Annotated in this window: 21 protein-coding genes and 1 pseudogene; 7 read left to right on the top strand and 15 right to left on the bottom strand. The window is 72.4% G+C overall.

Features of this window, described 5'->3' with window-relative positions:
* Positions 1-4: 4 nt before the first annotated feature.
* From ACFV9J_RS00695 to ACFV9J_RS00685, 3 genes are all read right to left on the bottom strand, one after another.
* Positions 5-1,981 (bottom strand): serine/threonine protein kinase, encoded by a 1,977-nt coding sequence (locus ACFV9J_RS00695; protein ID WP_385347824.1) that lies wholly within the window; start codon positions 1,979-1,981, stop codon positions 5-7.
* 127 nt (positions 1,982-2,108) lie between these two features.
* Entirely contained in the window at positions 2,109-3,920 is a 1,812-nt protein-coding gene (locus tag ACFV9J_RS00690; protein WP_385347821.1) for a LamG-like jellyroll fold domain-containing protein, read from the bottom strand.
* 59 nt (positions 3,921-3,979) lie between these two features.
* Positions 3,980-4,387 carry a VOC family protein gene (locus ACFV9J_RS00685; RefSeq protein WP_385347818.1) on the bottom strand — a complete coding sequence of 136 codons (408 nt, stop codon included), beginning with the start codon at positions 4,385-4,387 and terminating at the stop codon, positions 3,980-3,982.
* Positions 4,388-4,491: 104 nt separating this feature from the next.
* On the opposite strand from ACFV9J_RS00685, the gene ACFV9J_RS00680 reads away from it, so the two are divergent.
* Positions 4,492-5,532, top strand: coding sequence for a helix-turn-helix transcriptional regulator (locus tag ACFV9J_RS00680; RefSeq protein ID WP_385347816.1), 1,041 nt, complete (start codon positions 4,492-4,494; stop codon positions 5,530-5,532).
* Between the two features lie 33 nt (positions 5,533-5,565).
* Here the strand turns inward: ACFV9J_RS00680 and ACFV9J_RS00675 are convergent, their stop codons facing one another.
* Together ACFV9J_RS00675 and ACFV9J_RS00670 are read right to left on the bottom strand one after the other, a co-directional pair.
* Positions 5,566-5,928 carry a DoxX family protein gene (locus ACFV9J_RS00675; protein ID WP_385347813.1) on the bottom strand — a complete coding sequence of 121 codons (363 nt, stop codon included), beginning with the start codon at positions 5,926-5,928 and terminating at the stop codon, positions 5,566-5,568.
* Positions 5,925-6,440 carry a cupin domain-containing protein gene (locus ACFV9J_RS00670; protein WP_385347811.1) on the bottom strand — a complete coding sequence of 172 codons (516 nt, stop codon included), beginning with the start codon at positions 6,438-6,440 and terminating at the stop codon, positions 5,925-5,927. The genes ACFV9J_RS00675 and ACFV9J_RS00670 overlap by 4 nt, the downstream gene beginning before the upstream one ends.
* Positions 6,441-6,547: 107 nt before the next feature.
* Between ACFV9J_RS00670 and ACFV9J_RS00665 the strand changes: the two genes are divergently transcribed.
* Positions 6,548-7,414 carry a LysR substrate-binding domain-containing protein gene (locus ACFV9J_RS00665; RefSeq protein ID WP_385348831.1) on the top strand — a complete coding sequence of 289 codons (867 nt, stop codon included), beginning with the start codon at positions 6,548-6,550 and terminating at the stop codon, positions 7,412-7,414.
* On the opposite strand, the gene ACFV9J_RS00660 is transcribed toward ACFV9J_RS00665, so the two are convergent.
* On the bottom strand, positions 7,411-9,285 hold the full coding sequence (locus ACFV9J_RS00660; protein ID WP_385347809.1) for a protein kinase: 1,875 nt from the start codon (positions 9,283-9,285) through the stop codon (positions 7,411-7,413). The two genes, ACFV9J_RS00665 and ACFV9J_RS00660, sit on opposite strands and share 4 nt — an antisense overlap.
* A gap of 208 nt (positions 9,286-9,493) precedes the next feature.
* On the opposite strand from ACFV9J_RS00660, the gene ACFV9J_RS00655 reads away from it, so the two are divergent.
* Positions 9,494-10,096 (top strand): TetR/AcrR family transcriptional regulator, encoded by a 603-nt coding sequence (locus ACFV9J_RS00655; RefSeq protein ID WP_385347806.1) that lies wholly within the window; start codon positions 9,494-9,496, stop codon positions 10,094-10,096.
* A 207-nt stretch (positions 10,097-10,303) separates the two neighbouring features.
* Positions 10,304-11,209, top strand: coding sequence for an alpha/beta fold hydrolase (locus tag ACFV9J_RS00650; RefSeq protein WP_385347803.1), 906 nt, complete (start codon positions 10,304-10,306; stop codon positions 11,207-11,209).
* Between the two features lie 68 nt (positions 11,210-11,277).
* Here ACFV9J_RS00650 and ACFV9J_RS00645 read toward each other — a convergent pair.
* From ACFV9J_RS00645 to ACFV9J_RS00630, 4 genes and pseudogenes are all read right to left on the bottom strand, one after another.
* Positions 11,278-11,706 (bottom strand): annotated as a pseudogene (locus tag ACFV9J_RS00645) (hypothetical protein); the annotation flags it as partial.
* Positions 11,707-11,779: 73 nt separating this feature from the next.
* A complete protein-coding gene (locus ACFV9J_RS00640; RefSeq protein ID WP_385347800.1) occupies positions 11,780-12,997 on the bottom strand; it encodes an RNA-guided endonuclease InsQ/TnpB family protein in 1,218 nt (405 codons plus the stop codon).
* 204 nt (positions 12,998-13,201) lie between these two features.
* Entirely contained in the window at positions 13,202-13,315 is a 114-nt protein-coding gene (locus tag ACFV9J_RS00635) for a DUF397 domain-containing protein (RefSeq protein WP_385348828.1), read from the bottom strand.
* Positions 13,263-14,219, bottom strand: a complete 957-nt coding sequence (locus ACFV9J_RS00630) for a Scr1 family TA system antitoxin-like transcriptional regulator (RefSeq protein ID WP_385347797.1) — start codon at positions 14,217-14,219, stop codon at positions 13,263-13,265. Before ACFV9J_RS00630 ends, ACFV9J_RS00635 begins: the two co-directional genes overlap by 53 nt.
* Before the next feature lie 115 nt (positions 14,220-14,334).
* Here ACFV9J_RS00630 and ACFV9J_RS00625 point away from each other — a divergent pair, with 115 nt between their 5' ends.
* Positions 14,335-14,940 (top strand): hypothetical protein, encoded by a 606-nt coding sequence (locus ACFV9J_RS00625; protein WP_385347794.1) that lies wholly within the window; start codon positions 14,335-14,337, stop codon positions 14,938-14,940.
* Here the strand turns inward: ACFV9J_RS00625 and ACFV9J_RS00620 are convergent.
* Positions 14,913-15,551 (bottom strand): O-methyltransferase, encoded by a 639-nt coding sequence (locus tag ACFV9J_RS00620; protein WP_385347791.1) that lies wholly within the window; start codon positions 15,549-15,551, stop codon positions 14,913-14,915. The genes ACFV9J_RS00625 and ACFV9J_RS00620 overlap by 28 nt on opposite strands.
* A 43-nt stretch (positions 15,552-15,594) precedes the next feature.
* On the opposite strand from ACFV9J_RS00620, the gene ACFV9J_RS00615 reads away from it, so the two are divergent.
* Positions 15,595-16,332 (top strand): TioE family transcriptional regulator, encoded by a 738-nt coding sequence (locus tag ACFV9J_RS00615; protein ID WP_385347788.1) that lies wholly within the window; start codon positions 15,595-15,597, stop codon positions 16,330-16,332.
* Positions 16,333-16,507: 175 nt separating this feature from the next.
* Positions 16,508-17,929, top strand: a complete 1,422-nt coding sequence (locus ACFV9J_RS00610) for a condensation domain-containing protein (protein ID WP_385347785.1) — start codon at positions 16,508-16,510, stop codon at positions 17,927-17,929.
* A 132-nt stretch (positions 17,930-18,061) separates the two neighbouring features.
* On the opposite strand, the gene ccsB is transcribed toward ACFV9J_RS00610, so the two are convergent.
* The 4 genes from ccsB to ACFV9J_RS00590 are packed head-to-tail and all read right to left on the bottom strand — an operon-like array spanning position 18,062 to position 22,501.
* Entirely contained in the window at positions 18,062-19,210 is a 1,149-nt protein-coding gene (gene ccsB / locus ACFV9J_RS00605; RefSeq protein WP_385347782.1) for a c-type cytochrome biogenesis protein CcsB, read from the bottom strand.
* Complete coding sequence (locus tag ACFV9J_RS00600; RefSeq protein ID WP_385347780.1) at positions 19,207-21,009, bottom strand: cytochrome c biogenesis protein ResB; 1,803 nt, start codon at positions 21,007-21,009, stop codon at positions 19,207-19,209. Before ACFV9J_RS00600 ends, ccsB begins: the two co-directional genes overlap by 4 nt.
* 3 nt (positions 21,010-21,012) lie before the next feature.
* Positions 21,013-21,783: a cytochrome c biogenesis CcdA family protein gene (locus ACFV9J_RS00595; RefSeq protein WP_127893924.1), complete on the bottom strand. Its 771-nt coding sequence runs from the start codon at positions 21,781-21,783 to the stop codon at positions 21,013-21,015.
* 1 nt (position 21,784) lies between these two features.
* A complete protein-coding gene (locus ACFV9J_RS00590) occupies positions 21,785-22,501 on the bottom strand; it encodes a TlpA family protein disulfide reductase (RefSeq protein ID WP_385347777.1) in 717 nt (238 codons plus the stop codon).
* Positions 22,502-22,562: the final 61 nt, after the last annotated feature.

Genomic DNA, 22,562 nt, shown 5'->3' with positions numbered 1-22,562 from the left:
AGGACTAGGCCCTGGTCCAGCGCTGGGAAGCGGAGCCGGTGCACGTGGTGGTCGTCAGGCCGATCCTGGACGCCCGGCGGTTGAGGTCGAGGCAGCCACCGGTGTTGAGGTTCCTGAGCGAGCCGTTCGCCCCCTCCTGCCACTCTCCTCCGAACGAGCCGCAGGTGTCCTTGACGAGCCAGGCGTTCGCGCTCCTGGAGTGGATGCACTGGGCCGTGCCCACGTTGAGGATCCTGAAGGCCCCGCCCGAGGTGCTCTGGAAGCGGAAGACGGCGTTGTCGCCCGAGCAGGTGCCGTCGTCGATGGGGGTGCCGACGTACATGCACTTCCCGCTCGATCCGTTCTTCAGCGTGAAGGTGCCCGACGCGGACCCTCCGTCGTCCGAGCCGTCGTCGCCGGACCCGCTCTCCCCCGACCCGCTTCCGGAGCCGGCGGACGTGTCCGAGTCGGACGAGCCGCCCGCGTCGGACGACCCTCCCGCGCCGGAGGATCCCCCCGAGCCGGAGGCGCCGCCGGAGTCCGAACCGCCGCCGGACGCCCCCTGAGCCGCAGCGGCCGCGTCCCCGCTCCCGCCGCCCTTCCCGCTCTCCTCGCCCTTGCCCTGGCCCTTGTCGTCGCCCTTGTCCCGGTCGTCCTTCTTCCCACCGTCGGGACTGCGGGAGGCGGCGGCGCTCGGGCCGGTCGAGCCGGTGGCGGAGCCGGCCGGACCAGGGGTGGCGGTCGTGGTGGCCGCGGGCGGCGCGGCCGCGTTCCCGTCCCGGTCCGCGTCGTCCATCACGTACGGCAGCAGTGTGAACCCGAGCGTCGCCCCGGTCACGGCGACCGGGATCACGAACGCCAGCACCCGCGTATGGGCCCGTCGTTCACGCTTCTCCGGCGCGCCGCCGGTGACCACGGGGACGGACGGCGCGGCGGGCACGGCCTCGTCCGCGGCCGCCTCGTCCGCCGCCGCCTCGCCCTTCTCGTCCTTCTCGCCCTTCTCGCCCTTCTCGTCCTTCTCACCCGGCTCATCCGACGCGGGCGCGTCCGCCTCCGGCAGTTGTGCGGGTTCCGGGGCCCGGGCGGCGAAGGCGGCCCGCTCGGACAGCCGCTCGGTGATGTCCCGCGGCCACGGCGCGGCGGCCGACGGGCCGTGCGCCGCGGCGCGTTCGACGAGTTCGGCGGCGGTGGGCCGGCCCTCGTGGTCCTTGTCCAGGCAGGACGCGACGACGTCGGCGAGTTCGGGGTCCAGGTCGCGCAGCGGCTGGAGGTCGGGCTCCTCGTGCACGATGCGGTAGAGCACGGCGTGCCCGGACTCGTCACCGAAGGGCGGGCGGCCGGAGGCCGCGTACGCGATCACCGAGCCCAGCGCGAAGACGTCGACGACGCCGCTGGACGCCCGCTTCCCGGAGGCCTGCTCGGGCGACATGTAGGCGGGCGTGCCCACGACCATGCCGGTCCTGGTCAACTGGCTCTGGTCGGCGGCCCGGGCGACGCCGAAGTCGATGAGGGTGAGGCCGTCGAGGGTCAGCATGACGTTGGACGGCTTGAGGTCCCGGTGGACCATGTCCAGCGCGTGCACCGCCGCGAGGCCCGTGGCGGCCTCCCGCAGGACGAGCCACAGCGCCTCGGCGGGCAGGGGCCCGTGCAGGTCGACGGCCTCGCGCAGGGTGAGGCCGGGGACGTAGGCGGTGGCGAACCACGGCGGCCGGGCCTCCCGGTCCCCGGCGAGCAGCGGCGCGGTCGCCTCCTCGGGCAGCCGGGCGAGATTGTCCAGCTCGTGCCCGAAGCGGCGCAGGAAGTCCTTGTCCTCCCCGGCGACCGACGGCAGCACCTGCTTGACGGCCGCGTACCGGCCCTCGTGGACGCCGAGGTAGACGCGGCCCATGCCGCCGGCCCCGAGCCGGCCCAGCAGCGGGATCGGTCCGATCCGGCGCGGGTCGTCGTCCTCCAACGGCTCGGCACCACTGCCCGTGAGGCCGGATCCGGCTTCCCCGCTCAACTCTCTCCCCGTTCGCCGGCGCCGCGTGCTCCGTGCGGGTGCCGCGGCCACTCCTGGAAGCTACATCTTTAGCACGAGCGCCCCAACTACGGGGTTGTGGAACGGTGGTGAGAGTTCATCAGGACCGTCACACAAGGTGTGCGATCCGCGCCGGGGCCAGCGCCCGGTCGAAGGCCCGTACGTCGCGGATGGCGCCGGGGAAGAAGTCCCGGGGCTGCCCGTCGAAGGAGGCGCGGCCGATGACGAAGGGGCCCGTGGCGGGGGCGGGGCCGGTGTCCTCGACGACCGCCTCCTGGACGCCGTTGACGTACAGGCGCAGCTTGCGGGCCGGGCCGTCGCAGACGCCGGTCAGGTGGGTCCAGACGTGCGCGGCGGGCGCGGTGCGGCCGACGGCGCGCAGACCGGGCCGGGCGAAGGCCCAGCCCTGGTCCTCGCTGGAGTACTGAAGGTAGAAGCCGCTGGCGTCGGCGCTGTCCTGGCTGACGGCGGTGGCGAAGAAGCCCGGCACGGCGGAGAGGCGGACCCAGGCGGCGACGGTGAAGCTGTGGCCCGCGCCGGTCCGCAGCACCGGACCGGCGGTCACGATCTGGCTGCCGGTCCCGTCGAAGGCGGCACCTTCCCCGGCGCCCTGCCAGGCGACGCCGGTCACGGTGCCGTCGTGCCCGCCCGCGGTGTCCCGCGCGACCTGGCCGGAGGCCTCGTCGAGGGGCCAGAGTCCGACCAGGCCCGGGGGCGGGGAGGGCGCGGACGAGGCCGACGGCGAAGGCGCGGGCGCGGAACCGTCCGCCGGGCCCGGGTCCGGGTCCGGGTCCGCCGGGCGGTTGAGCCAGAATCCGGTCCCCACGCCGAGGGCGGCGAGCGCGCCCGCGCCGGAGAGCAGGAAGGCCCGTCGGCTCCGGCGGCCGCGGTCCCCGGTCGCCGTCGGGCGTACGTCCGCCGGTGCGGTTGCCGACGGGTACGCCGACGGGTACGCCTGCGGGTACGCCTGCGGAGGTGCGGTGTCGACGCGGGTGTGCTGATGCGCCGGGGGTGCCGCGACCGGCGGGACGATCTGGGTGGGCACGGCGTCCGCGCGGGTCGGACGGGCGGCCGGCGTCCACTGCTGGGCGTGCGGCAGGGCCGTCGCGCTCTCGCCGCCCAGCGGGCCGATGCGGGCGAGGATCTCGCGCGGGGCGGGGCGCTGGGCCGGGTCCTTGGCGAGGCAGTCGGCGATCAGGGAGCGCAGGGCAGGGTCGGCGACGGCGTCGACGTCCGGGGCGTTGTGCACGACGCGGTAGAGCAGCGCGGGTGTCGGCCCGGCGCCGAACGGGTTGGTGCCGGTCGCCGCGAAGGCCAGCACCGCGCCGAGGCAGAACACGTCGCTGGCCCAGGTGACCTCGTCCCCGTTGACCTGCTCCGGGGACATGAAGCCCGGGGAGCCCGCCATGTGCCCGCTGCCGGTGAGGGAGTCGGCGTCGACGCTGCGGACGATGCCGAAGTCGATGACGCGCGGCCCGTCCTCGGCGAGCAGCACGTTGGAGGGCTTGAGGTCGCGGTGGACGAGGTGCGCGGCGTGGATCGACACCAGCGCCTCGGCGAGCCCCGCGGCCAGCGTGAGCACGGCCTGCGGGTCGAACGGACCCCGCTCGGCCACCGCCTGTTCCAGCGAAGGACCGGCGATGTAGCTGGTGACCAACCAGGGCAGCGGCGCGTCCGGGTCGGCGTCGACGACGGGGGCGGTGAAGGCGCCGCTGACCATCCTGGCCGCCTGGACCTCGCGCCGGAAGCGGTCGCGGAACTCGGGTCGGCGCAGCAGCTCGGCGTGCACCACCTTGACGGCGACGAGCCGCCCGCCCGGGGACCGGCCGAGGAAGACCCGGCCCATGCCGCCCGCACCCAGCCGGCCCAGCAGCCGGTACTCCCCGACGGAGCGCGGGTCGTCCGGCTCCAGCGCTGACACAGATCCCTCCCGGCGTGCGGTTCCTCGCCCCTGCGGGCTGGTCCAGCATAGGGGGGCCGTCAGCGGGCGACGTCGGCGAACTTCTCGACGGCGGCCGGGGTGACCGGGGTGAAGAAGTTGACCAGGTTGCCGTCGGGGTCGCGGAAGAGGAGCGCGCGGTTGCCCCAGGGCATGGTGGTGGGCTCCCTGACGAACTCGTCCACGAAGCCGGTCAGGTTCCGGTGCACGGCGTCCACGTCGTCGACGAGGAACTCGACGATCACGCTGCGGTTGTCGGCCGGGCGGGCGGAGCCGGGGGCGAAGAGCGGCACGGTGCGGGTGCTGCCGATCGCGAGCGTCCCGGACGGGGTGCGCAGTTCCGCGAAGTCCTCGGTGGCCCAGGTCGCGCGCAGGCCGGTGGCGCGCTCGTAGAAGCCGACGAGACGGGCGACGTCGTCCGTGATGACGCGGAGCGAGACGAGGTTCATGAGGGTGCCTCCTGGGGGCCGATCGGCCGATCAGTGCTTACGGCCCCCACGCTAGGAGCGATACCGGTCACAATCCGGCCGGTATCGGCGGCAGACTTACGGGCATGTCACGTCCCGTGTCCCGCGTCCTCACCCTGCTCGAACTGCTCCAGTCGGGCGGAGTGCGCACCGTGGCGGAACTCTCCGGCCGGCTCGGCGTCGGCGAGCGCACGGTGCGCCGGTACGTCGACCACCTCGTCGACCTCGACGTCCCGGTGGAGTCGGTGCGCGGCCGCTACGGCGGCTACCGGCTCGCCCCCGGCCACCGCATGCCCCCGCTGATGCTGACCGACGACGAGGCGCTGGCCGTACTCCTTGGCCTGGTCGCGGGCCGGCGGACGGGGATCACGGCGGCGGCGGGCACGGCGGGCGAGACGGCGGCGGCGAAGGTCCGGCGGGTGCTGCCGGAGCGGCTGCGCCGGCGCCTGGACGCGGTGCTCGACTCCCTCACCTTCACGACCGCGCCGGCCGAGTCCGCCGCCCCGGAGGCCGCCGTGCTGCTCCCGGTCGCCGACGCGGTGCGCCATCACCGGCCGCTGGCGATCCGGTACACCGGCGGGCGTGGTGGAAGCGGTGGGAGCGGTGGGGGCGGTGGGGGCGGTGAACGGACCGTGTACCCGTACGGGCTGGTCGCGCACGCGGGCCGGTGGTACGTGACGGGCCGGGACCTCTCGGTCGGGGCGGACCGGACGTTCCGCCTCGACCGCATCCACGGCGCGCGGGTCCTGCCCGGCACCTTCGAACCGCCGCCGGGACCCGGCCCGGCGGAGCGCGTGCTGACGGCGCTGGCCACCGCGCCCTACCGGCACGAGGTCACGGTGCGGGTCCGGGGGGCGGCGGAGGAGATCCGCGCCCGGCTGCCGGGCAGCGTGGCGGTCGTGGCCGCGGACGACGGCGGGGAGGACGGCGGGGAGGGCGGGGACGGCGCCGGGGCATGGTGCCGGGTCGAGATCCGGGCCGAGCGGCTCGACTGGGTGCCGGGTGTGCTCGCGTCGCTGGACCGTCCGTTCGTCGTCGAGCGGCCGGACGAGCTGCGCGGCCTCGTCGCGGACCTCGCGGGCCGGCTCATGGACGCGGCCCGGACCACCCCGCCGCTGCGCGACTGACGGCGGACGCCAGGCCGGTCACAGCCAGGCCGGTCACAGCCAGGTCGTGGCGAGCCAGACGGTGACGGCGGCGGTGGCCAGAAGGGTGAGGTTGAGGGCGACCTGGCGGTCCCCCATACGCAGATGGACCCGGGTCGCGCCGATCTGCAGGACGACGAACCCGACGGCCGCGGCCGGGGCGAGCCAGGGCGCGACGCCGGTCAGCGGCGGCAGGACCAGTCCGGCCGCGCCGAGCACCTCGACCAGTCCGATGGCGCGGACGGCGGGCATCGGTGTGCTGTCCACCCAGGACATCATCGGCCGCAGCGCCTCCTGGCTGCGCACCACCTTCACCGCACCCCCGTAGAGGTAGAAGGCGGCGAGGAGTCCGGCGACGATCCAGTACGCGACGTTCACGACTCGGCCCCCCGGGGCGGGGCGAAGTCGGTGGCGGGCTCGGTCGCGTAGCGGCTCATCGCCCGCAGGCTGTCCCGCCGGCTCGGGGCGCGGCCGTCGGCGTACAGCTCCTCCAGGTCGCGGAAGTACTGGACGTACAGGTCCGGGGTGAAGGTGCTGAGCATGCGGGCCGGTTCGCCGGTGGCGTTGGCGAAGGTGTGCGGCGCGCCGGGCGGGACCATCACGAGGGTGCCCGCCGTCGCGTCGATGTCCTCGTCGCCCACGGTGAACCTGACCGTGCCGGAGATGACGTAGAAGCCCTCGTCGTGCCGGGCGTGGCGGTGCTGGGGCGGTCCGGGGGTGTGCGGGGCGAGTACGGACTCGGCCATGCCGAGGCGGTGGCCGGTGTGGCTGCCGTCTTCGAGGACGCGCATACGGGTGGTGCCCAGGAGGATGGTCTCCCCGTCGTCCGGGCCGACCACGGAGACGGCGACATCGGTGCGCGGCTCACTGTTCTGCGGTTCTTCGGTCATGCCTCGATTGCACCGCCGGGGGGCCGGGGGCGTCCAAGACCTGTTCCGCGCACCCGATACCGCGCGGGTATCGTCGCAGGATGGACCATATGGACCGTGTGGACCGGATGGAGCTACGGACGCTGCGCTACTTCGTGGCGGTCGCCGAGGAACTCCACTTCGGCCGGGCGGCCGTCCGGCTGCACATGAGCCAGCCGCCGCTGAGCCGGGCGATCAGGGCGCTGGAGACGGAACTCGGCGCCACGCTGTTCCACCGCACCCCCACCGGCGTCACCCTCACCGCGGCCGGTGCGGTGCTGCTCGACGAGGCGCGCGCCCTGCTCGACCGGGCCGACCGGGTACGCGCGCGCGTGGCAGGCGCGGCCGGCGCCGCGACCCTCACCGTCGGCATCCTCGGCGACAGCACCGACCCGGACGTGGTCCGGCTGGCCGACGCCTACCGCCGGCGCCACCCGCAGGTCGAGGTCACCGTCCGCGAGACGGACCTGACCGACCCGACCTGCGGGCTGCACGCCGGACTGGTCGACGTGGCCCTCACCCGCGGCCCCTTCGACCCGACCGGCCTGACCACGCACACGTTGCGCGCCGACCCGGTGGGCGCCCTGCTGCGCGCCGACGATCCGCTGGCCGGCCGCCCGAGCCTGACCCCGGCCGAACTGGCCGACCGCCGCTGGTTCCGGTTCCCGGCGGGCACGGACCCCCTGTGGCAGGCGTACTGGAACGGCGGGGAGCCGCGCCCGGGGCCGGTGGTGCGCACCGTACGGGAGTGTCAGCAGGTCGTGCTGTGGAACGGCACGGTCGGCATGACCCTCGCCGACCACGTCCCCGCGGAGGGGCTCACCGTGGTCCCGCTGACGGGCCTGCCGCCGAGCCCCGTGGTGGTGGCCTGGCCCCGGACCGACCCGAATCCGCTGGTCCACTCGTTCGTCCGGGCCGCGATCGCGGTGTACGACACTGCCCAGGGCCTGCCCTAGCCGCGCGACCAGGCTTGCGAGGCCGCTCCGGACTGGCAGGGCTGCGAGGAGACGCCGCCGCCGAAGGCGAGGTCGAGGCAGCCGCCGTTGTAGACGTTCGTCAGGGTGCCGCCGGAGCCGGTGCGCCACAGGTGGGCGCTTCCGAGGGAGCCGCAGTCACGGGTGGAGACGGCCTGGCCCATCATGTTCGCGCCCAGGCAGTCTCCCGTGGACGCGTTGACGACCTTGACCGCGCCGTCCGCCGCGCTCCGGAAGCTCCAGGTCGCGGTCGAACTCCCGCAGGAACCGTCGTCGGCCGCGCCGTAGACCTGGGTGAGGCAGTTGCCGTTCTCGCCGTTCTTCAGAGTGAACGGGCCCGAAGCGGGCGTATCGGCGTCCCCGGAGCCGTCCCCGGACGACGAGCCGCCCGCCCCGGACGATCCGCCGGAACCGGATGAGTCTCCGGAGCTGCCGGAACCGCTGCCCGAGCCGTTCCCCGAGCCGCTGCCGGAGCCTCCGCCACCGGCACCGTCACCCGTACCCGCACCCGCACCCGAGCCCGAACCCGAACCCGCGCCGCTCGTCCGGTCCGCTCCCCCGCCGCTGTCGCCGTCTCCGGCGCCCTTGCCGCTCGCGCCGCCGTCCTTGCCGCCGTGGCCGTCCTCTCCGTCCTTGCCGGTCTCGCTGTTCGACGGTGACGGGCTCGGGGTCGGCCGGCCCTGCGCCGACGCCGAGGGCGAACCCGTCGGGTCCAGGGCCGCCGAGACGGTCGGGGACGGAGCGGTGCCCGCCTCCGCCTCGCCGGGGCCGGAGACGTACGGCAGGAGCTGGAAGGCGAGGGCCGCCCCCGTCGCCACCACGATCGGGACGACGCCGAGGAAGACACGGGTACGGCGCCGGTCCGCACGCCGTACCGGACCCGTGCCCCCGGACACCGGGGACTCGGGCTCGGGCGCCGGAAGGTCCGCCGCCCGCGGCAACGTGCCGACGAAGGCGGCCCGTTCGGTCAGTCGCCCGGTGACGGCCTCCGGCCACAGCGGCGGCTCGTACGGTCCGTGCCGTTCGGCGACGGCGAGCAGTTCGGCGGCGGTGGGGCGGCCCTCGTGGTCCTTGTCCAGGCAGGACGCGACCACGTCGGCCAACTCCGCGTCCAGCTCCCGCAGCGGCCCGAGATCCGGCTCCTCGTGCACGATCCGGTACAGCACCGCGTGCCCCGACTCGTCACCGAAGGGCGGCCGCCCCGACGCCGCGTACGCGATCACCGAACCCAGCGCGAAGACATCGACGGCACCGCTGGACGCCCGTCTCCCGGAAGCCTGTTCCGGCGACATGTAGGCGGGCGTACCCACCACCATGCCCGTCCTCGTCAACTGGCTCTGCTCCGCTGCGCGGGCCACCCCGAAGTCGATGAGGGTCAGCCCCTCCAGCGTCAGCATCACGTTGGACGGCTTCAGGTCCCGGTGCACCATGTCCAGGGCGTGCACCGCCGCCAGCCCCTTGGCGGCCTCCCGCAGCAGCAGCCACAGCGCACTCGCGGGCAGCGGGCCGCCATGGACCTCCAGCGCCCCGGTCAGGGTCAGGCCCGGGACGTACGCGGTGGCGAACCACGGCGGCCGCGCCTCCCGGTCCCCAGCCAGCAGCGGCGCGGTCGCCTCCTCGGGCAGCCGGGCGAGGTTGTCCAGCTCGTGCCCGAAGCGCCGCAGGAAGTCCTCGTCCTCGGCGACGACCGAGGGCAGGAGTTGCTTGACGGCCGCGTACCGGCCCTCGTGGACGCCGAGGTAGACCCGGCCCATGCCGCCCGCGCCGAGGCGCCCGATCAGTGGGATCGGTCCGATCCACCGCGGGTCCGAGTCCTCCAGTGGTGCCGCCCCGCTGCCGCCCAGCTCCAACACGTCTGCCCCGTCTCCCCGTTGTCCCGACGACCGGGACCCGCGGCCCGCCCGCTCCCCTCCGAAGTCCGGGCGGACACGCGCGTCCCACAGGAGACAGTCTGAGACAGACAGGCATAGGATTGGAAGAAGTTTCTAGAAATTAGTTCTAGAACGGAGCCGAGAAGCACAGCACCGCACCGCACGACGTCCGACGAGAGCGCGCCTGCCCATGAGCCCCAAACAACACCGCGGCGAGGTCACCTCCGACCTCCTCCTGGACGCCGCCCTCCGTCTCTACACGGAGTCGGGCGAACAGGGCGTCACCGTCACCGCCGTCACCCGCACCAGCGGGGTCAGCCTCGGCAGCCTGTACCACCACTTCGGCAGCCTCGACGGCCTGCTCACGGCGCTCACCGAACGCTGGACCGGGCGGCTGCTGGAGCAGCTGGTCACCGCGCTGACCAGTACCCGGACCGCCCGCGAGGGAATCCGGGCCCTGGTCGGGGCCTATCTCGCCTTCGTCCGCGACCACCCCGGCGCGGCGCTCCTCGTGCACTCCCCGCGCGTCGACCAGCGCCTGATGGCACGGGGCCAGGAACTGCGGGCCGCGCAGCAGCCGGCCGTCTCGGCGATGTCCCGGTGGATGCAGCCCCGCATCGACGCCGGTGAAGTGGCCCCGCTGCCCATGCCGTTGCTGGAGACCCTGGTCCTGGGCCCGGTCGTGGCCGTCGCCCGGCGCCGCCTGTCCGGGGTCCGGGACCTCGACCTGGACGAGGCCGCGCGGGTCCTGCCGGAGCGGATCTGGCGGGCGATCAGCGCGGACGGGGCGTAGGGCCCGCGCGGGGCGGTGCCTGAGGCCGTGGGGGCTGTCCCCCGAGGGAGCTACGGGCAGGTGTCCACCGCGGGGTGACGATCCGGGGCCGGTGGATCCATAGAGTCTTCCTCAGTCGCCGAGCACACCCCGAGCACAACAGGCCGACCGAGAGAACTCCCCCCAACACCGCGTCCCTACCCCACCCTTGTCTGCTGGAGGCCCCCCATGTTCCGCACCTTCGCCAAGACGATCGCCGCGATCGCCGTCGTCTGCGCCGTGGCCGGCGCGGGACTCGTGCTGAACGAGGAGTACGGCAAGGACGACTCCGACGCGAAGGACACCGCCGCTTCCGCGGTAGCCTCCTTCACCGGCACGAAGAAGCTCGACGTCGACGGCCACTCGGTCAACGTCTCCTGCTCCGGCCACTCGGACGCGGACCGGCCGCTGGTGATGCTGATGGCGGGCGGCGGTGAGGGCCTGGACAACATGGCCGCCCTGCAGAAGTCGCTGAGCAGGACGGACCGGGTGTGCTCCTACGACCGCCTCGGCGAGGGCAAGAGCGACAAGCCCGCCAAGGACGAGCTGCAGACCGTGAACGACACCAGCGTCCTGCTCACCAAGCTCCTCGACCACCTCGCGGGCGACCGCCCCGTCGTCCTGGCCGGCCACTCCCTGGGCGGCTACATCGCCGCCCGCTACACCCCCGACCACCCCGACCGCGTCAAGGGCCTGGTCCTCCTCGACGCCACCATTCCCCACCTCACCCGCGACATGAAGCGCACCATCCCCGCCGACGCCACCGGCGCGTCCGCCCAGGCCCGGGACGGCGCGATCGCCACCAACGAGGGCCAGAACCAGGAGCGGCTCGTCATCGCCGACGGCCCGGTCCACTCGGCCGGCGACATCCCGGTCGAGATCCTCAAGCACGAGTCCCAGTACTCCGTTGTCCCCGAGTACGAGTCCGCCCTGGAGAAGATGTGGGCCGACGGCCAGCAGGAGTGGCTGAAGCTGTCCACCGACAGCAAGGTCACCACGGCCAAGGGCAGCAGCCACTACATCCACACCGACCGCCCCGACCTCGCCCTCAAGACCGTCCAGAGCGTCACCTCCCGCGTCGCAGACGCCCGGTAGCAGCCGCTGCCTCCACAGACCGGCCCTGGGCCGTGGCTTCCCCCGCCACGGCCCAGGGCCTCGCCGCGTCACTCGCCTTCGAAGACCGCCTCGGCCGTCGGCGCGGTGACGGCTCGGGCGAGCCAGCGCCGGAGGACTGCGGGATCGTCACAGGCCGTAATGCGTCCGCGTACGTCGTCGGAGACAGCGAGGCCACGCTGTTCCAGGACGATCAGGAGCGCCTCGGCACAGGCCTGAGCACGGCCCTCGTCCCGGATCTCTTCAGAGATGTACGACTTGTAGAAGGAGAGGTCCATATGGCCACCAGATTCCTCCAGAGATGCTTGGCCGGGCGGTTGCCCAGACCGTGTGCGGTGAATTCGACGATGGGGTCGGCGATGTCTTCGGCCACGTCCCGCAGTGCGGTGGACAGGGCCCAGGCTGGTCAGCATCAGGTCGGCACGGGTTTCGCTCGCGCCGGTGATCATCTGCATATTGTGCGGGCCGACCACCACGGGCCAGTTGGGGCGCGACGAGGGCTGACATATTTGACTTCCTCCCCTGTACGGCGGGGATTCCCCTTTGAGGGGTTCAGCCGGTCGCCCGGCTTACGGGTTCCTGCTTCACAGACCGGCTGGTGCCGAGGTCTCCACAGGCTGACACGAGCTGTCCGCCCGCATGTCGAAGGTTCTTGGCAGCGTTGACGTCGGCGTGCTCTGCATGCCCGCAGCCTGTGGCTTTGCACCGGAACACCGATTGGCTCTCTCGGTTGTGTTCGGTAACGAAGCCGCAGGCGGAACAGCGCTGCGACGTGTACGCCGGGTTGACCCTCACCACACGGCTGCCGGTGTACCGGGCCGCGTTCGTAAGGGCAAGTTCGAGGCGATGCCACCCCTTGTCGAGGATGGCGTGGTTCAGCCCGGCCTTCTGCCGGACCCTCCTGCCCGGCTCCGCGACGGTGCCGGACGCGGACGCGGACATGTTCTTGATCCGTAAGTCTTCAAGGACCACCAAGGCGTTCTTCGCAACGATCCGGGATGCGGTTTGCGCGCAGAAGTCCCCGCGCCGATCGGTGACCCGACCCGTGATGGTGTTGATCGCGGTGATCGTCTTGGCCCGGTTGGCGCTGCCGCGCTTGGACCGAGCGAGGCGCTGCTGCAGACGCCGGCACCTGGCCGATTCCCCGGCGGTGATGAATGCCCGGTCGTGAAAGTCGCCGTCCGAGGTGACGGCAGCGCTCTTGACACCACGGTCGATCCCAACGACCGTGTTCGGCATGACGTGCTGCTCGGGGGTGACGGCCTGGTCGTCCACGAGGAACGACACAAACCAGTGCCCGGATTTCCGGGACACGGTCACGGAACGGATCTCGCCCCCGATGGAGCGTGACCAGCGGAACCGGACCCAGCCCAGCTTCGGCAACTTCACCCGACCCCACTTTCGGCCCAGCCGCTCCACGCTGATCTGCTTGGCGTCGGGGAATCGGAAGGACGGGGACCAGCGGACTTTGGACCGCCACCGAACCCTGAACGTGCCGTGCTCCCGGCACGCCCGGTCCAGGTCCTTCAAGGTCTGCTGCAATGCGTGGGAGGGGGCAGTCCTGAGCCACGGGTGCTCACGCTTTGCATCGGCCAGCTCGGCGCACTGTGGAACGTAGTTCATCCACGCACCCCGCCGCCGGTACTCTCGCCGCTGCTCCAGACCGGTGTTCCACACCGATCTGCACACGTCCGCGAACTCCTGACATTGCGCAGCCTGATCTGCCGTCAGCTCAAGCCGATACTTGCGACCGGACAGCACAGGAAACACCCCCTCCAATGTCGCTGCGCGGCTCTGCCTAAGAGAGGACAATCTCGCCCTAACGGACAGAGCTTGCGTCCTTAGAGTCTCGATCAGCGGCTAATGCACTGAGAGTAAGGGAGTTAGCGGTACTCGAATCCGGCGCAACCGTCGATGTTCACCCAGGCGAGTGACTCGACGCCGTGGGCGGGTGGGGTGGGGTCCCGGCAGAAGTCACCGCAGGGCGGCGGCGAACGCGGACCAGGCCGCGTGAGTGACGAACAGGGCGGGGCCCTCAGGGCACTTGCTGTCCCGAACCGGGACGACGCCGGGGAAACCGGGGGCGATTTCCACGCAGTTGCCGCCGTTGTCGCCGCTGTAGCTGCTCTTGATCCAGGACTCTGCGCTGAACTCGGGCCTGTCCATCCTGTTGGTACCTTTCCAACGCGTCACTGATCAGAGCGGCAGACTCAGGAGCCGATGGCGCATCCGCCCTGAGCAGATCATACGTCTGGCTGTGACGCCTGAAGAGGGCTGGATCGTCGTTGAAGTGGCCTCGGTCCACCGACTCCGAGTACACCCACCGGTGCCCGTCGGGCAGTTCGATCAGCGACACGGAAGCGTTGGGACGCACCAGCCTCGACTGACTCGCCGGAGCGATCTGGACACGGATGTTGGGACGGTGCCCGACCTTCAGCAGGTGAGCACACTGCCCACGCATCACGGCCTCTCCACCGACGACGTTGCGTAGGCAGCTCTCGTCCAGCACTACGTGGTACGACGGGCCGTCCGCGTCAAGAAACCGCTGTTGACGACTCATGCGGGCCCGCACACGCTCCTCAGCTTCGTCAGAGCCCACCACTCGCGAGAACAACGCGCATGCGTACTCCTCCGTCTGCAACAACCCCGGAATGACCCGCTCCTGATACTCCCGCAGCGTCACCGCCTCCGCGTCCATGTCGGCCCGGCGCTGGAACCAGTCCGGATGCTCCACCTCCGGATACCAGTCGATCCGCCCCCACAACCGCCCCAGCACCCCACCCGTGCCCAGCAACTCGTCGCACGTCTTCGCGAACGTGTCCTGCGGCACCCGCGTCCCCGCCTCCACCCGGGCGATGTGCGACCGGTCGCAGGGGATACGGCCTGCGAGACCCTCCTGGGTGAGCCCCGCCGCCTCCCGGAAATGCCGCAGGACCTCGCCGAACACGGCGGCCGTACTCGCGCCCGAGCCACCGGCGTTGCGTCGCCCCACGGTCCCCGCCCTCCCCTCCCCTTCGTGACAGCGGACGTGTGTCACGCGTCGAGCGTTGATACCGACGATTCCCCTGCGCGACTCTCGATACACCCACAGTCACGGAGGTTGCACGATGGAACCGGGAACACTCGTCTACGACCCCCGCACCCGGAAGGTCGGTGAGTACCGAGGCATGGCGGGACCCTGCGCGATGCTGCGCCCCGTCGGCGGCGGCCGGGAATGGCAGGCGGACCCCGCGCTGATCAGGGCGGCGACGGCCGAGGAACGGCTGAGCGCCGGTGTGCGCGCGGCCAACGGCCGGTCACGCGACGGGGTGTTGACAACGCCGCTGGTCGACGCGGGGCCGCCGCCCGAGCCGGTCCCCGGCTGCGCCACCTGCGCCGGGCTGGCCGAGCGGCGCGCGCAGGCACGGGCCGCCGGTGACGGCAGCGCCGAGACCGATGCCGACGTGCTGCTGGCCCGGCACCGGCGGCGGGAGCACCGTGGCCACCGGCTCTTCCGGTTCGTACCGTTCGCGATCGTCCAGGACCCGTCGGCACTGCCCGAGTACCAGGCGCACTGCGTGTCCGGCGACGACGCCGACTGCGGTGCGACGTCGGGGCCGTGCCCCGCCCCGGGGGATGTCGAGGAGTGGCAGCGCCGGCACGCGCAGGAGACCCGGCACACCCGCTACCGGCGCTGCTTCGCCGACTACGCGGTGCTGGAGTGCCGTGCCTGAGTGGCGGGGCGGTCCGGCAGTCGGGTGCCCACGATGGTGGCGAGGTCCGGGGCGAGGCGGAGTTCGGTGGTGTGCAGGGCCGGGTGCTCCAGCCAGTGCAGCCGGGGGTGGTCGGGGGCGCTCTCGAAGAGCGGCGGCCAGGTGGTGGCGGGGGTGAAGTCGTCGACCACCAGGGTGCCGCCGGGGTTCAGGAGACGGACCGGGTCGGCGGCGCCGTCGCCCTTCGCCTGGCCTCCGCCGTCCAGCACCAGCAGGTCGTACGGGCCGTGTTCCTCGACGCGCCGCCAGTCTCCGTGGAGGATCTCGGCCTCCGGGTGGTCGTGGAAGACCTGCCTGGCGACGCGGACCCGCTCCGCGTCGCGCTCGACACCGACCAGCCGGGTCCCCGGGCGGGCGCCGGCGGCCAGCCAGGCCAGGCCCACGCCGCAGCCCGTGCCGGTCTCGGCGATCCTCCGCGGTGCTCCCGCGGCCAGCAGGTGGAGCAGGCGGCCCTGTTCGGGGCGGCACGAGTAGGGGAAACCGTGCGCACGTGCCGCCGCCACGGCCCGGACGACCAGCGCCGGGAGGGTGCCGTCGGCGTCCCGGTAGGCGTCCGTCCCCTGAAGCGACATGCCCCGCATTATGGCTCCACCGTCCCCGCATAGGCTGCGCCGGATGAAGAACGGCGAGCGGCGTCTGCGTACCGTCGATCTGGCCCGGGCCGTCGGGCTCTCGACGCAGCAGGTCCGCAATTACGAGGACGCCGGTGTCCTGCCCCCGGCCGGACGCACCGACGCCGGGTACCGGGTGTTCGGCGAGCGGCACCGGGACGCGCTGCTGACGTACCGGGCGTTGCAGCCGGGGTACGGGGCGGTCACGGCGACGCGGGTGATGGGCGCGGTGCACGCCGGGGACGTGGCCGCCGCCCTCGCGCTGGTGGACGCCGCGCACGCCGCGCTGCACGAGGAGCGGGTCGCACTGCGGGCCGCCGGTGAGGCGCTGGAGGCGCTGGCCGGTCGGAATGCCGCCGCGCCACCGCCCCGTTCCGGCGACGAAGCGCACGAAGCACACGAAGCGCACGGGCTGCGCATCGGCGAGGTGGCCGCGCTGGTCGGCGTACGGACCTCCGCGCTGCGGGTGTGGGAGGCGGCGGGGCTGCTCGTGCCCGGACGGGAACACGGCACCGGGTACCGGGTGTACGGGCCCTCCGACGTACGGGACGCGCGGGTGGTGCGCACCCTGCGCCGCAGTCACCACCTCTTCGAGCAGATCCGGCCCGTGCTGGAAGACCTGCGGCGCGCGGGGAGCAGCGAGGCGCTGCGGGCGGCGGTCGAGGCGCGCGGGCGGGCCCTCACCGCGCGGACGCGCTCGATGCTGGCGGGGGCGGGCGCCCTGCACGCGTACCTGGAGTGACGGGCGAGGCGTGAAGGGTGCACGGGGAAAGGGTGAAGGGCGGCCGGGCGGTGGGTGCGTATCGGCGTTCGAGAGGCCATCCGTTCCGTTGAACAGTGTCGACACACCAGGTGCGCGGCCGCGGAGACGGCATTCCCTTGGTCGGGTCTGTACATCTGCGAACGGAGACCTCCTCGTGCGAATGACCGACATCCAGCGCTGCGAGATCCGGCCCGGGCGCCTCGTCGAGTGGACGCTCAGTCCCGCGACGCTCGACATCGCGGCGGCGCTGCCCGAGGACGCGCGCCCGCCCGCGTACATCCAGGAGTCGCACATCCGCACGGCACGGTCGGTGCGCGAGGACGGCCTGTTCGTGCCGACCTGGCTCGGTGCCGCCTTCGACATCCCGGGGCCGGTCGATCTCGACGTGCTCCAGGAGGCGTTGCGGGCCTGGACGCTGCGGCACGAGACGCTGCGCAGCGGTTTCCGGTGGAGCGGCGAGGGCGGGGACCCGATGCGCCGGTTCACGCTCGACGCGGACGCCGTGGCCCTGCACCGCGAGGACGTCGGCGACTTCCCGGACGCGGCCGACCTCGCCCGGCACCTCCAGGACCGCTTCGACCGGGTCGCGGACGCGCTGCGCTGGCCCAACCTCATCTACACGGCGGTCGTCCGCGACGACGGCGTCAGCGTCTACATGGCCTTCGACCACAGCAACGTCGACGCCTACTCCATCTACCGCATCCCCGCCGAGGTCGGCGAGCTGTACGCCGCCGGTGCGGCCGGGCGTACCGTGCCGCGGCCCCGGGTCGGCTCCTACGTCGACTTCTGCGAGGCCGAGCGGGCGGACGCGGACCGGATCGACGGCGACCACGACATCGTGGCCCGCTGGCGGGAGTTCATCCGGCGCTGCGACGGGCGGCTGCCGTCCTTCCCCGTCGACCTCGGCGTCAGGACCGGCGATCCGCTGCCCGAACAGCGGCTGCTGCGCGAGCCGTTGGTGGACGCGGCCGACGCCGCCGCGTTCGAGGCGTACTGCCGTCCCTACGGCGGCAGCCTGGTCGGCGTGCTGGCCGCGACCGCGCTGATCGTCCACGAGATCGGCGGCGAGCCCGTCTACCGCACGGTCGTGCCCTTCCACACCCGGTCGCGGTCCCAGTGGACGGAGTCCGTCGGCTGGTACGTCGGCGGCGCCCCGATCGAGGTCCCGGTGGACCGGGCCCACGACTTCCCCAGCGCCCTCGGCACCGTCCGCGCCGAACTCCAGGCCAACCGGCGGCTGTCCCGGATGCCGATCGACCGCGTGCTGCGCCTGCTCGGCACGGACTTCCGGCCGACCTCGCCCGACCTGTACTCGATCGTGTCGTACGTCGACGCGCGCGGCGTCCCCGGCGCCGACAGCTGGCCGGACCGGACCGCGTACGCACTGCTCCGGGTCTCCTACGGCGACCAGGTGTGCGCCTGGGTCACCCGGCTCCCCGAGGGCCTGTGGTTCGCGAGCCGCTACCCGGACACGGACGTCGCCCACAAGAACCTGCGGCTGTACGTCGAGCGGCTGCGGGACGTCGTCACCGGCGTCGCCCGCGGGGACTTCGGCCCGCCGCCCACCGCTCGGTGAGCAAGACGCCGCCCGCGTGCAGGCGCCCGTCGCCGCCGTCGACGTACGACTCCCGCGGTTGCCGGACGGCACACACGAAAGGCCGGTCCCGGTGACCTGGGTCACGGGAACCGGCCTTTCGCCGTGTCCTGTTCAGAAGCCGACCGACTGGAGGGCGCCCAGGCCCACGTCGGCGTAGGAGTGCTTGCCGGAGACGAAGATGTTGACGCCGTAGTAGTTGAACAGCCAGCAGCCGAAGGCGACCAGGGCCAGGTAGGCGGCCTTGCGGCCCTTCCAGCCGGCGGTGGCGCGGGCGTGCAGGTAGCAGGCGTAGGCGACCCAGGTGATGAAGGACCAGGTCTCCTTGGGGTCCCAGCCCCAGTAGCGACCCCAGGCGTCGCCCGCCCAGATCGCGCCCGCGATGATCGTGAACGTCCACAGCGGGAAGACTGCGGCGTTGACGCGGTAGGCGAACTTGTCGAGGGAGGCCGCGGCGGGCAGCCGGTCCAGGACGGAGCTGGCGAAGCGGCCGGGCTTGCCGCCGGAGGCGAGCTTGTTCTCGAAGCTGTCCTTGAAGAGGTACAGGATCGTGGAGACCGCGCCGACGTAGAAGACCGCGCCGCAGAAGATCGCCGTGGAGACGTGGATGTACAGCCAGTACGAGTGCAGGGCCGGGACGAGCTGGTCGCTGGCGGTGTAGAGGACCGTGACGGCGAGGCCGAGGTCGAGCAGGACCGTGGTGGTCAGCGGCAGGCCCAGCCAGCGGACGTTCTTCTTCAGGGCGAGCAGCGCGAGGTACACGCCGACGGCGACCGTCGTGAACGTGATGTTGAACTCGTACATGTTGCCCCACGGCGCCCGCTCCACCGACAGGGCGCGGGTGAGGACGCCGCCCGCCTCGACGGCGAAGGCGAGGACCGTGAGCGAGATGGCGACCCGCCCGTACAGGTCGCCCTTCTCGGTGCCGCCGTGCGCGCCGGGGCCGTCGGGCACGTCACGGGTGCCGGACGCGGTCCGTACGACGACCTCGGGGCGCTCCAGTACGGCGGTGCCGCCGGCCTTCTTCACGGTGACGGCCGGACCGGACCTGGCGGCGGCGTTCGCCTTGGCACCGGCCGTGGCGCTGGTGAGCGCGGCGGCGGTACGGCCGACCTTGCTGCGGCTGCCGAAGAGCCACTCGGCGATGTACGCGAAGAAGGCCAGCGTGTAGACGGCCATCGAGGAGTAGATCAGCGTGTTGCTGACGTTCGCGAGATTCTCGTTGGTCGCGGCGGCCAACTCGGTTGCGGCGGCGAGAGTCACTTCGTCTCAGACCCTTCGGCAGGTACGACGTGGGTGTCGGGGGAATCGGGGGTGTCGTCGTTCTCGGGCCCGTCGGGCGCTTCGGGTGCCTCGGACGCTTCGGGTGTGGCGGACGCTTCGGGTGTGGCGGACGCTTCGGGTGCTGCCCGGTCGTACAGGGCGCCGGCGAGGTCGCCCAGTTCCTCCGGGACCTTCGCGGACTCGCTGCGGCCGAGGCCGGCCATCTCCACGACCGTGACGCCGTCGGCGCCGCGGACGGCCCGCACCCAGACCCGGCGGCGCTGGATGAACAGCGAGCCGGCCAGGCCGAGGATGGCGACGACGGCGCCGCCGAGGGCCCAGCCGCTGCCGGGCTGCTGCGTGACCTGGAAGCCGGCCCACTCCTGGACGCCGTTGAAGGTGACCGAGCCGGCGCCGTTCGGAAGGGTCATGGTGTCGCCGACCTTGAGCTGCTGCTTGAACAGCTTGCCGTCGGAGCCCTTGAACTCCTCCAGGTTGGTCTTGTCGAGCTGGTAGATGCTCTGCGGGATGCCCGCGTCGACGCCGAGGTCCCCGTGGTAGGCGGAGAGCGCGAGCATCGGGTTGATCAGCGCCGGGAAGCTGGAGAGCATCGTGCTGCCCTTGCCGCCGTACGTCGGCAGGAAGAACGCGTTGAAGCCGAGCTGCTCCTTCTCGCCCTTGGCGTTGCGGTAGCCGTCCATGACCTTGACGGCGCCGGAGGAGGTGACGTTGGCGTCCAGCGGCAGCAGGGACACCGCCTGCTTGTCCATCACGACGTCGCCCTTGGCGTCCTTGACGGTGAGGATGGGGGCGTAGCCGTGGCTGACGAGGTAGACCTTGGAGCCGTCGATCTCCAGCGGCTTGTTGACCTCGATGGTCTTCGACTTCTCGGCGCCGTGGGCGCCCTCGCTGTAGGTGACCTTGGCCTCGTAGACGCGCGGGGTGCCGCGGTTGGGGCCGGTCGCCTCGTAGGTGCCGCGGAAGTCCTTCAGGGTGAAGCTGAAGGGGGCCAGGTCGTGGGCCGCGTCGAAGAGGTTCCCGGACTTGAAGTCGTCGTACTGGGTGAGCGTGTTGGAGAAGCCGTCGCCCTCCAGGATCAGCTTGTTGCCCTCGTACTTGAACAGCTGGCCCCAGGCGAAGGCGATCAGCATCACGATCAGCGCGATGTGGAAGGCGAGGTTGCCGACCTCCCGCAGGTAGCCCTTCTCGGCCGCGACGGCGTCACCGGCGGCGTCCGCGTCCGCGCGGAAGCGGCGCTTCTTCAGCAGCTTCAGGGCGGCCTCGCGGACCTCCTCGGGCTCGGCCCCGGTGCGCCAGGTGGTGTAGGCGGGCAGCCGGTCCAGGCGCCGGGGCGCGCGCGGCGGACGTCCGCGGAGCTGGCCGACGAACTGCCAGGTGCGCGGGACGATGCAGCCGATGAGGGAGACGAACAGCAGGATGTAGATCGCGGAGAACCACACCGAGCTGTAGACGTGGAAGAGGCCGAGCTTGTCGTAGACCGGCCCCAGGATGTCGTGGTTGTCCCGGAACTCCTCGACCTTCATCGCGTCGACGCCGTCCTGCGGGATCAGCGACCCGGGGATCGCGCCCAGGGACAGCAGCAGGAGCAGGAGCAGCGCGACGCGCATGGAGGTGAGCTGGCGCCAGAACCAGCGGGCCCAGCCGATGACGCCGAGGGAGGGGAGGCTGGGCGCCTCCTCCTTGGGGGCGGTGGACAGCTGGGAGCCGGCGGCGCCGAGGTCCTGTTCCTCGTCGGTCGACTTGTCCGTCGGGGTCTTGCCCGTCGTGGTGTTGCTCATCGGTCAGATCCCCACAGTGAAGCCGTTGGACCAGGTCTGCATGTCCTGGACGATGCTGTCCCACGCGCCGGTCAGCAGCAGCACGCCGGTCGCGATCATCATGGCGCCGCCGATCCGCATCACCCAGACATAGTGGCGCTTGATCCAGCCGAATGCGCCGAGCGCCTTGCGGAAGGCGACCGCGGCGAGCACGAAGGGCACGCCGAGGCCGACGCAGTACGCGACGGTCAGTATGGCGCCGCGGCCTGCGGTGCCCTGGTCGGCGGAGAGCGCGAGGACGGACGCGAGGGTCGGACCGATGCAGGGCGTCCAGCCGATGCCGAACAGCGCGCCCAGCAGCGGCGCGCCGACCAGGCCGGTCACGGGGCGCTTGTGGAAGCGGAACTCGCGCTGGGTGAACCAGGGCATGAGGCCGACGAAGAAGACGCCCATGAGGATCATGAGCACGCCGAGCACCTTGGTCAGGGTGCCGCGTTCCTCCTGGAGCGTGGAGCCGAAGTAGCCGAAGAGCGCCCCGCTGGAGACGAAGACGGCGGTGAAGCCGAGGACGAAGAGGGAGGCTCCGGCGACCATCCGGCCGCGCCGGGCCTCGCCGAGGTCCGTGCCGGTGACGCCGGTCACGTAGGAGAGGTAGCCGGGGACGAGCGGTAGGACGCAGGGCGAGAAGAAGGAGACCAGGCCGCCGAGCAGGGCGATGGGGAGGGCCACGAGCAGGGCGCCGTTCAGCACCGTGCCGTTGTAGCCCTCGGCCGCGAGGGTGATCGCTGCGGACACGTCACTTCTCCGGCTTGCCGGAGTCGGCCGAGTCGTCGGCGAGGTACGGGGCGAGCATCTTGCGCAGCTTCTCCTCGCTGAGTGCCTGGAGGGTGCGCGCGGCGACCTTGCCCTCCCGGTCGATGATGAGCGTGGAGGGGACGGCCTGCGGGTTGAGGGTGCCCTTCTCGAAGCGGAGCATCAGTCTGCCCGCCGGGTCGTACAGGCTCGGGTAGGTGACGCCGTAGTCCTTCTCGAAGGCGCGGGCCGGGCCGGTGGAGGTGTCGCGGGTGTTGATGCCGACGAACTGGACGCCCTGGTCCTTGACGTCCTGGTAGACCTTCTCGAAGTTCTTGGCCTCGGCGCGGCAGGGCGGGCACCACGAGCCCCAGACGTTGAGGACGACGACCTTGCCCTTGTAGTCGGCGACGTCGACCTGTCCCCCGTCGACGGTCTCGCCGGACAGCTCGGGGGCGTCGGCGCGCTCGCCCTTCTTCGCGGTGGCGATGCCGTCGGAGCCGGTGATGAAGCCGGTCTGGCCGCCGCCGCCCGAGGTGCCGCCGGAGCTGCACGCGGACACGAGGAGCGCCGCGGCGGCCGCGCCGACGGCGGCCCGGGCGGCCCGGCTACGGACGCGGGCGCGGGCGTCGGCGGTGCGCTCGGTGAAGCGCTCGACGGTGCGCTCGGTGGTGCGGTTCGAGCGGTTCGAGCGCAGGGGGGCGCGGCTGGCGGCACTCATGTGAAAAGTTTCGCATGTCCGTTCCGAGGATCTTGCGCACCCCCCTCACGGCCGGAAACCC

Origin of the sequence: Streptomyces sp. NPDC059906, from assembly GCF_042730645.1 — a bacterium.
Taxonomy (GTDB): Bacteria; Actinomycetota; Actinomycetes; order Streptomycetales; family Streptomycetaceae; genus Streptomyces; species Streptomyces rubrogriseus.
This window is presented reverse-complemented; position numbering and strand designations above follow the sequence as displayed.

Excerpts from the sequence above, each read along its gene's own strand:
- ACFV9J_RS00590 (WP_385347777.1), bottom strand. The coding sequence starts at position 22,501 with ATGAGTGCCGCCAGCCGCGCCCCCCTGCGCTCGAACCGCTCGAACCGC.
- ACFV9J_RS00685 (WP_385347818.1), bottom strand. The coding sequence starts at position 4,387 with ATGAACCTCGTCTCGCTCCGCGTCATCACGGACGACGTCGCCCGTCTC.
- ACFV9J_RS00670 (WP_385347811.1), bottom strand. The coding sequence starts at position 6,440 with ATGACCGAAGAACCGCAGAACAGTGAGCCGCGCACCGATGTCGCCGTC.
- ACFV9J_RS00680 (WP_385347816.1), top strand. The coding sequence starts at position 4,492 with ATGTCACGTCCCGTGTCCCGCGTCCTCACCCTGCTCGAACTGCTCCAG.
- ACFV9J_RS00600 (WP_385347780.1), bottom strand. The coding sequence starts at position 21,009 with ATGAGCAACACCACGACGGGCAAGACCCCGACGGACAAGTCGACCGAC.
- ACFV9J_RS00655 (WP_385347806.1), top strand. The coding sequence starts at position 9,494 with ATGAGCCCCAAACAACACCGCGGCGAGGTCACCTCCGACCTCCTCCTG.
- ACFV9J_RS00625 (WP_385347794.1), top strand. The coding sequence starts at position 14,335 with ATGGAACCGGGAACACTCGTCTACGACCCCCGCACCCGGAAGGTCGGT.
- ACFV9J_RS00665 (WP_385348831.1), top strand. The coding sequence starts at position 6,548 with ATGGAGCTACGGACGCTGCGCTACTTCGTGGCGGTCGCCGAGGAACTC.
- ACFV9J_RS00615 (WP_385347788.1), top strand. The coding sequence starts at position 15,595 with ATGAAGAACGGCGAGCGGCGTCTGCGTACCGTCGATCTGGCCCGGGCC.
- ACFV9J_RS00650 (WP_385347803.1), top strand. The coding sequence starts at position 10,304 with ATGTTCCGCACCTTCGCCAAGACGATCGCCGCGATCGCCGTCGTCTGC.
- ACFV9J_RS00620 (WP_385347791.1), bottom strand. The coding sequence starts at position 15,551 with ATGTCGCTTCAGGGGACGGACGCCTACCGGGACGCCGACGGCACCCTC.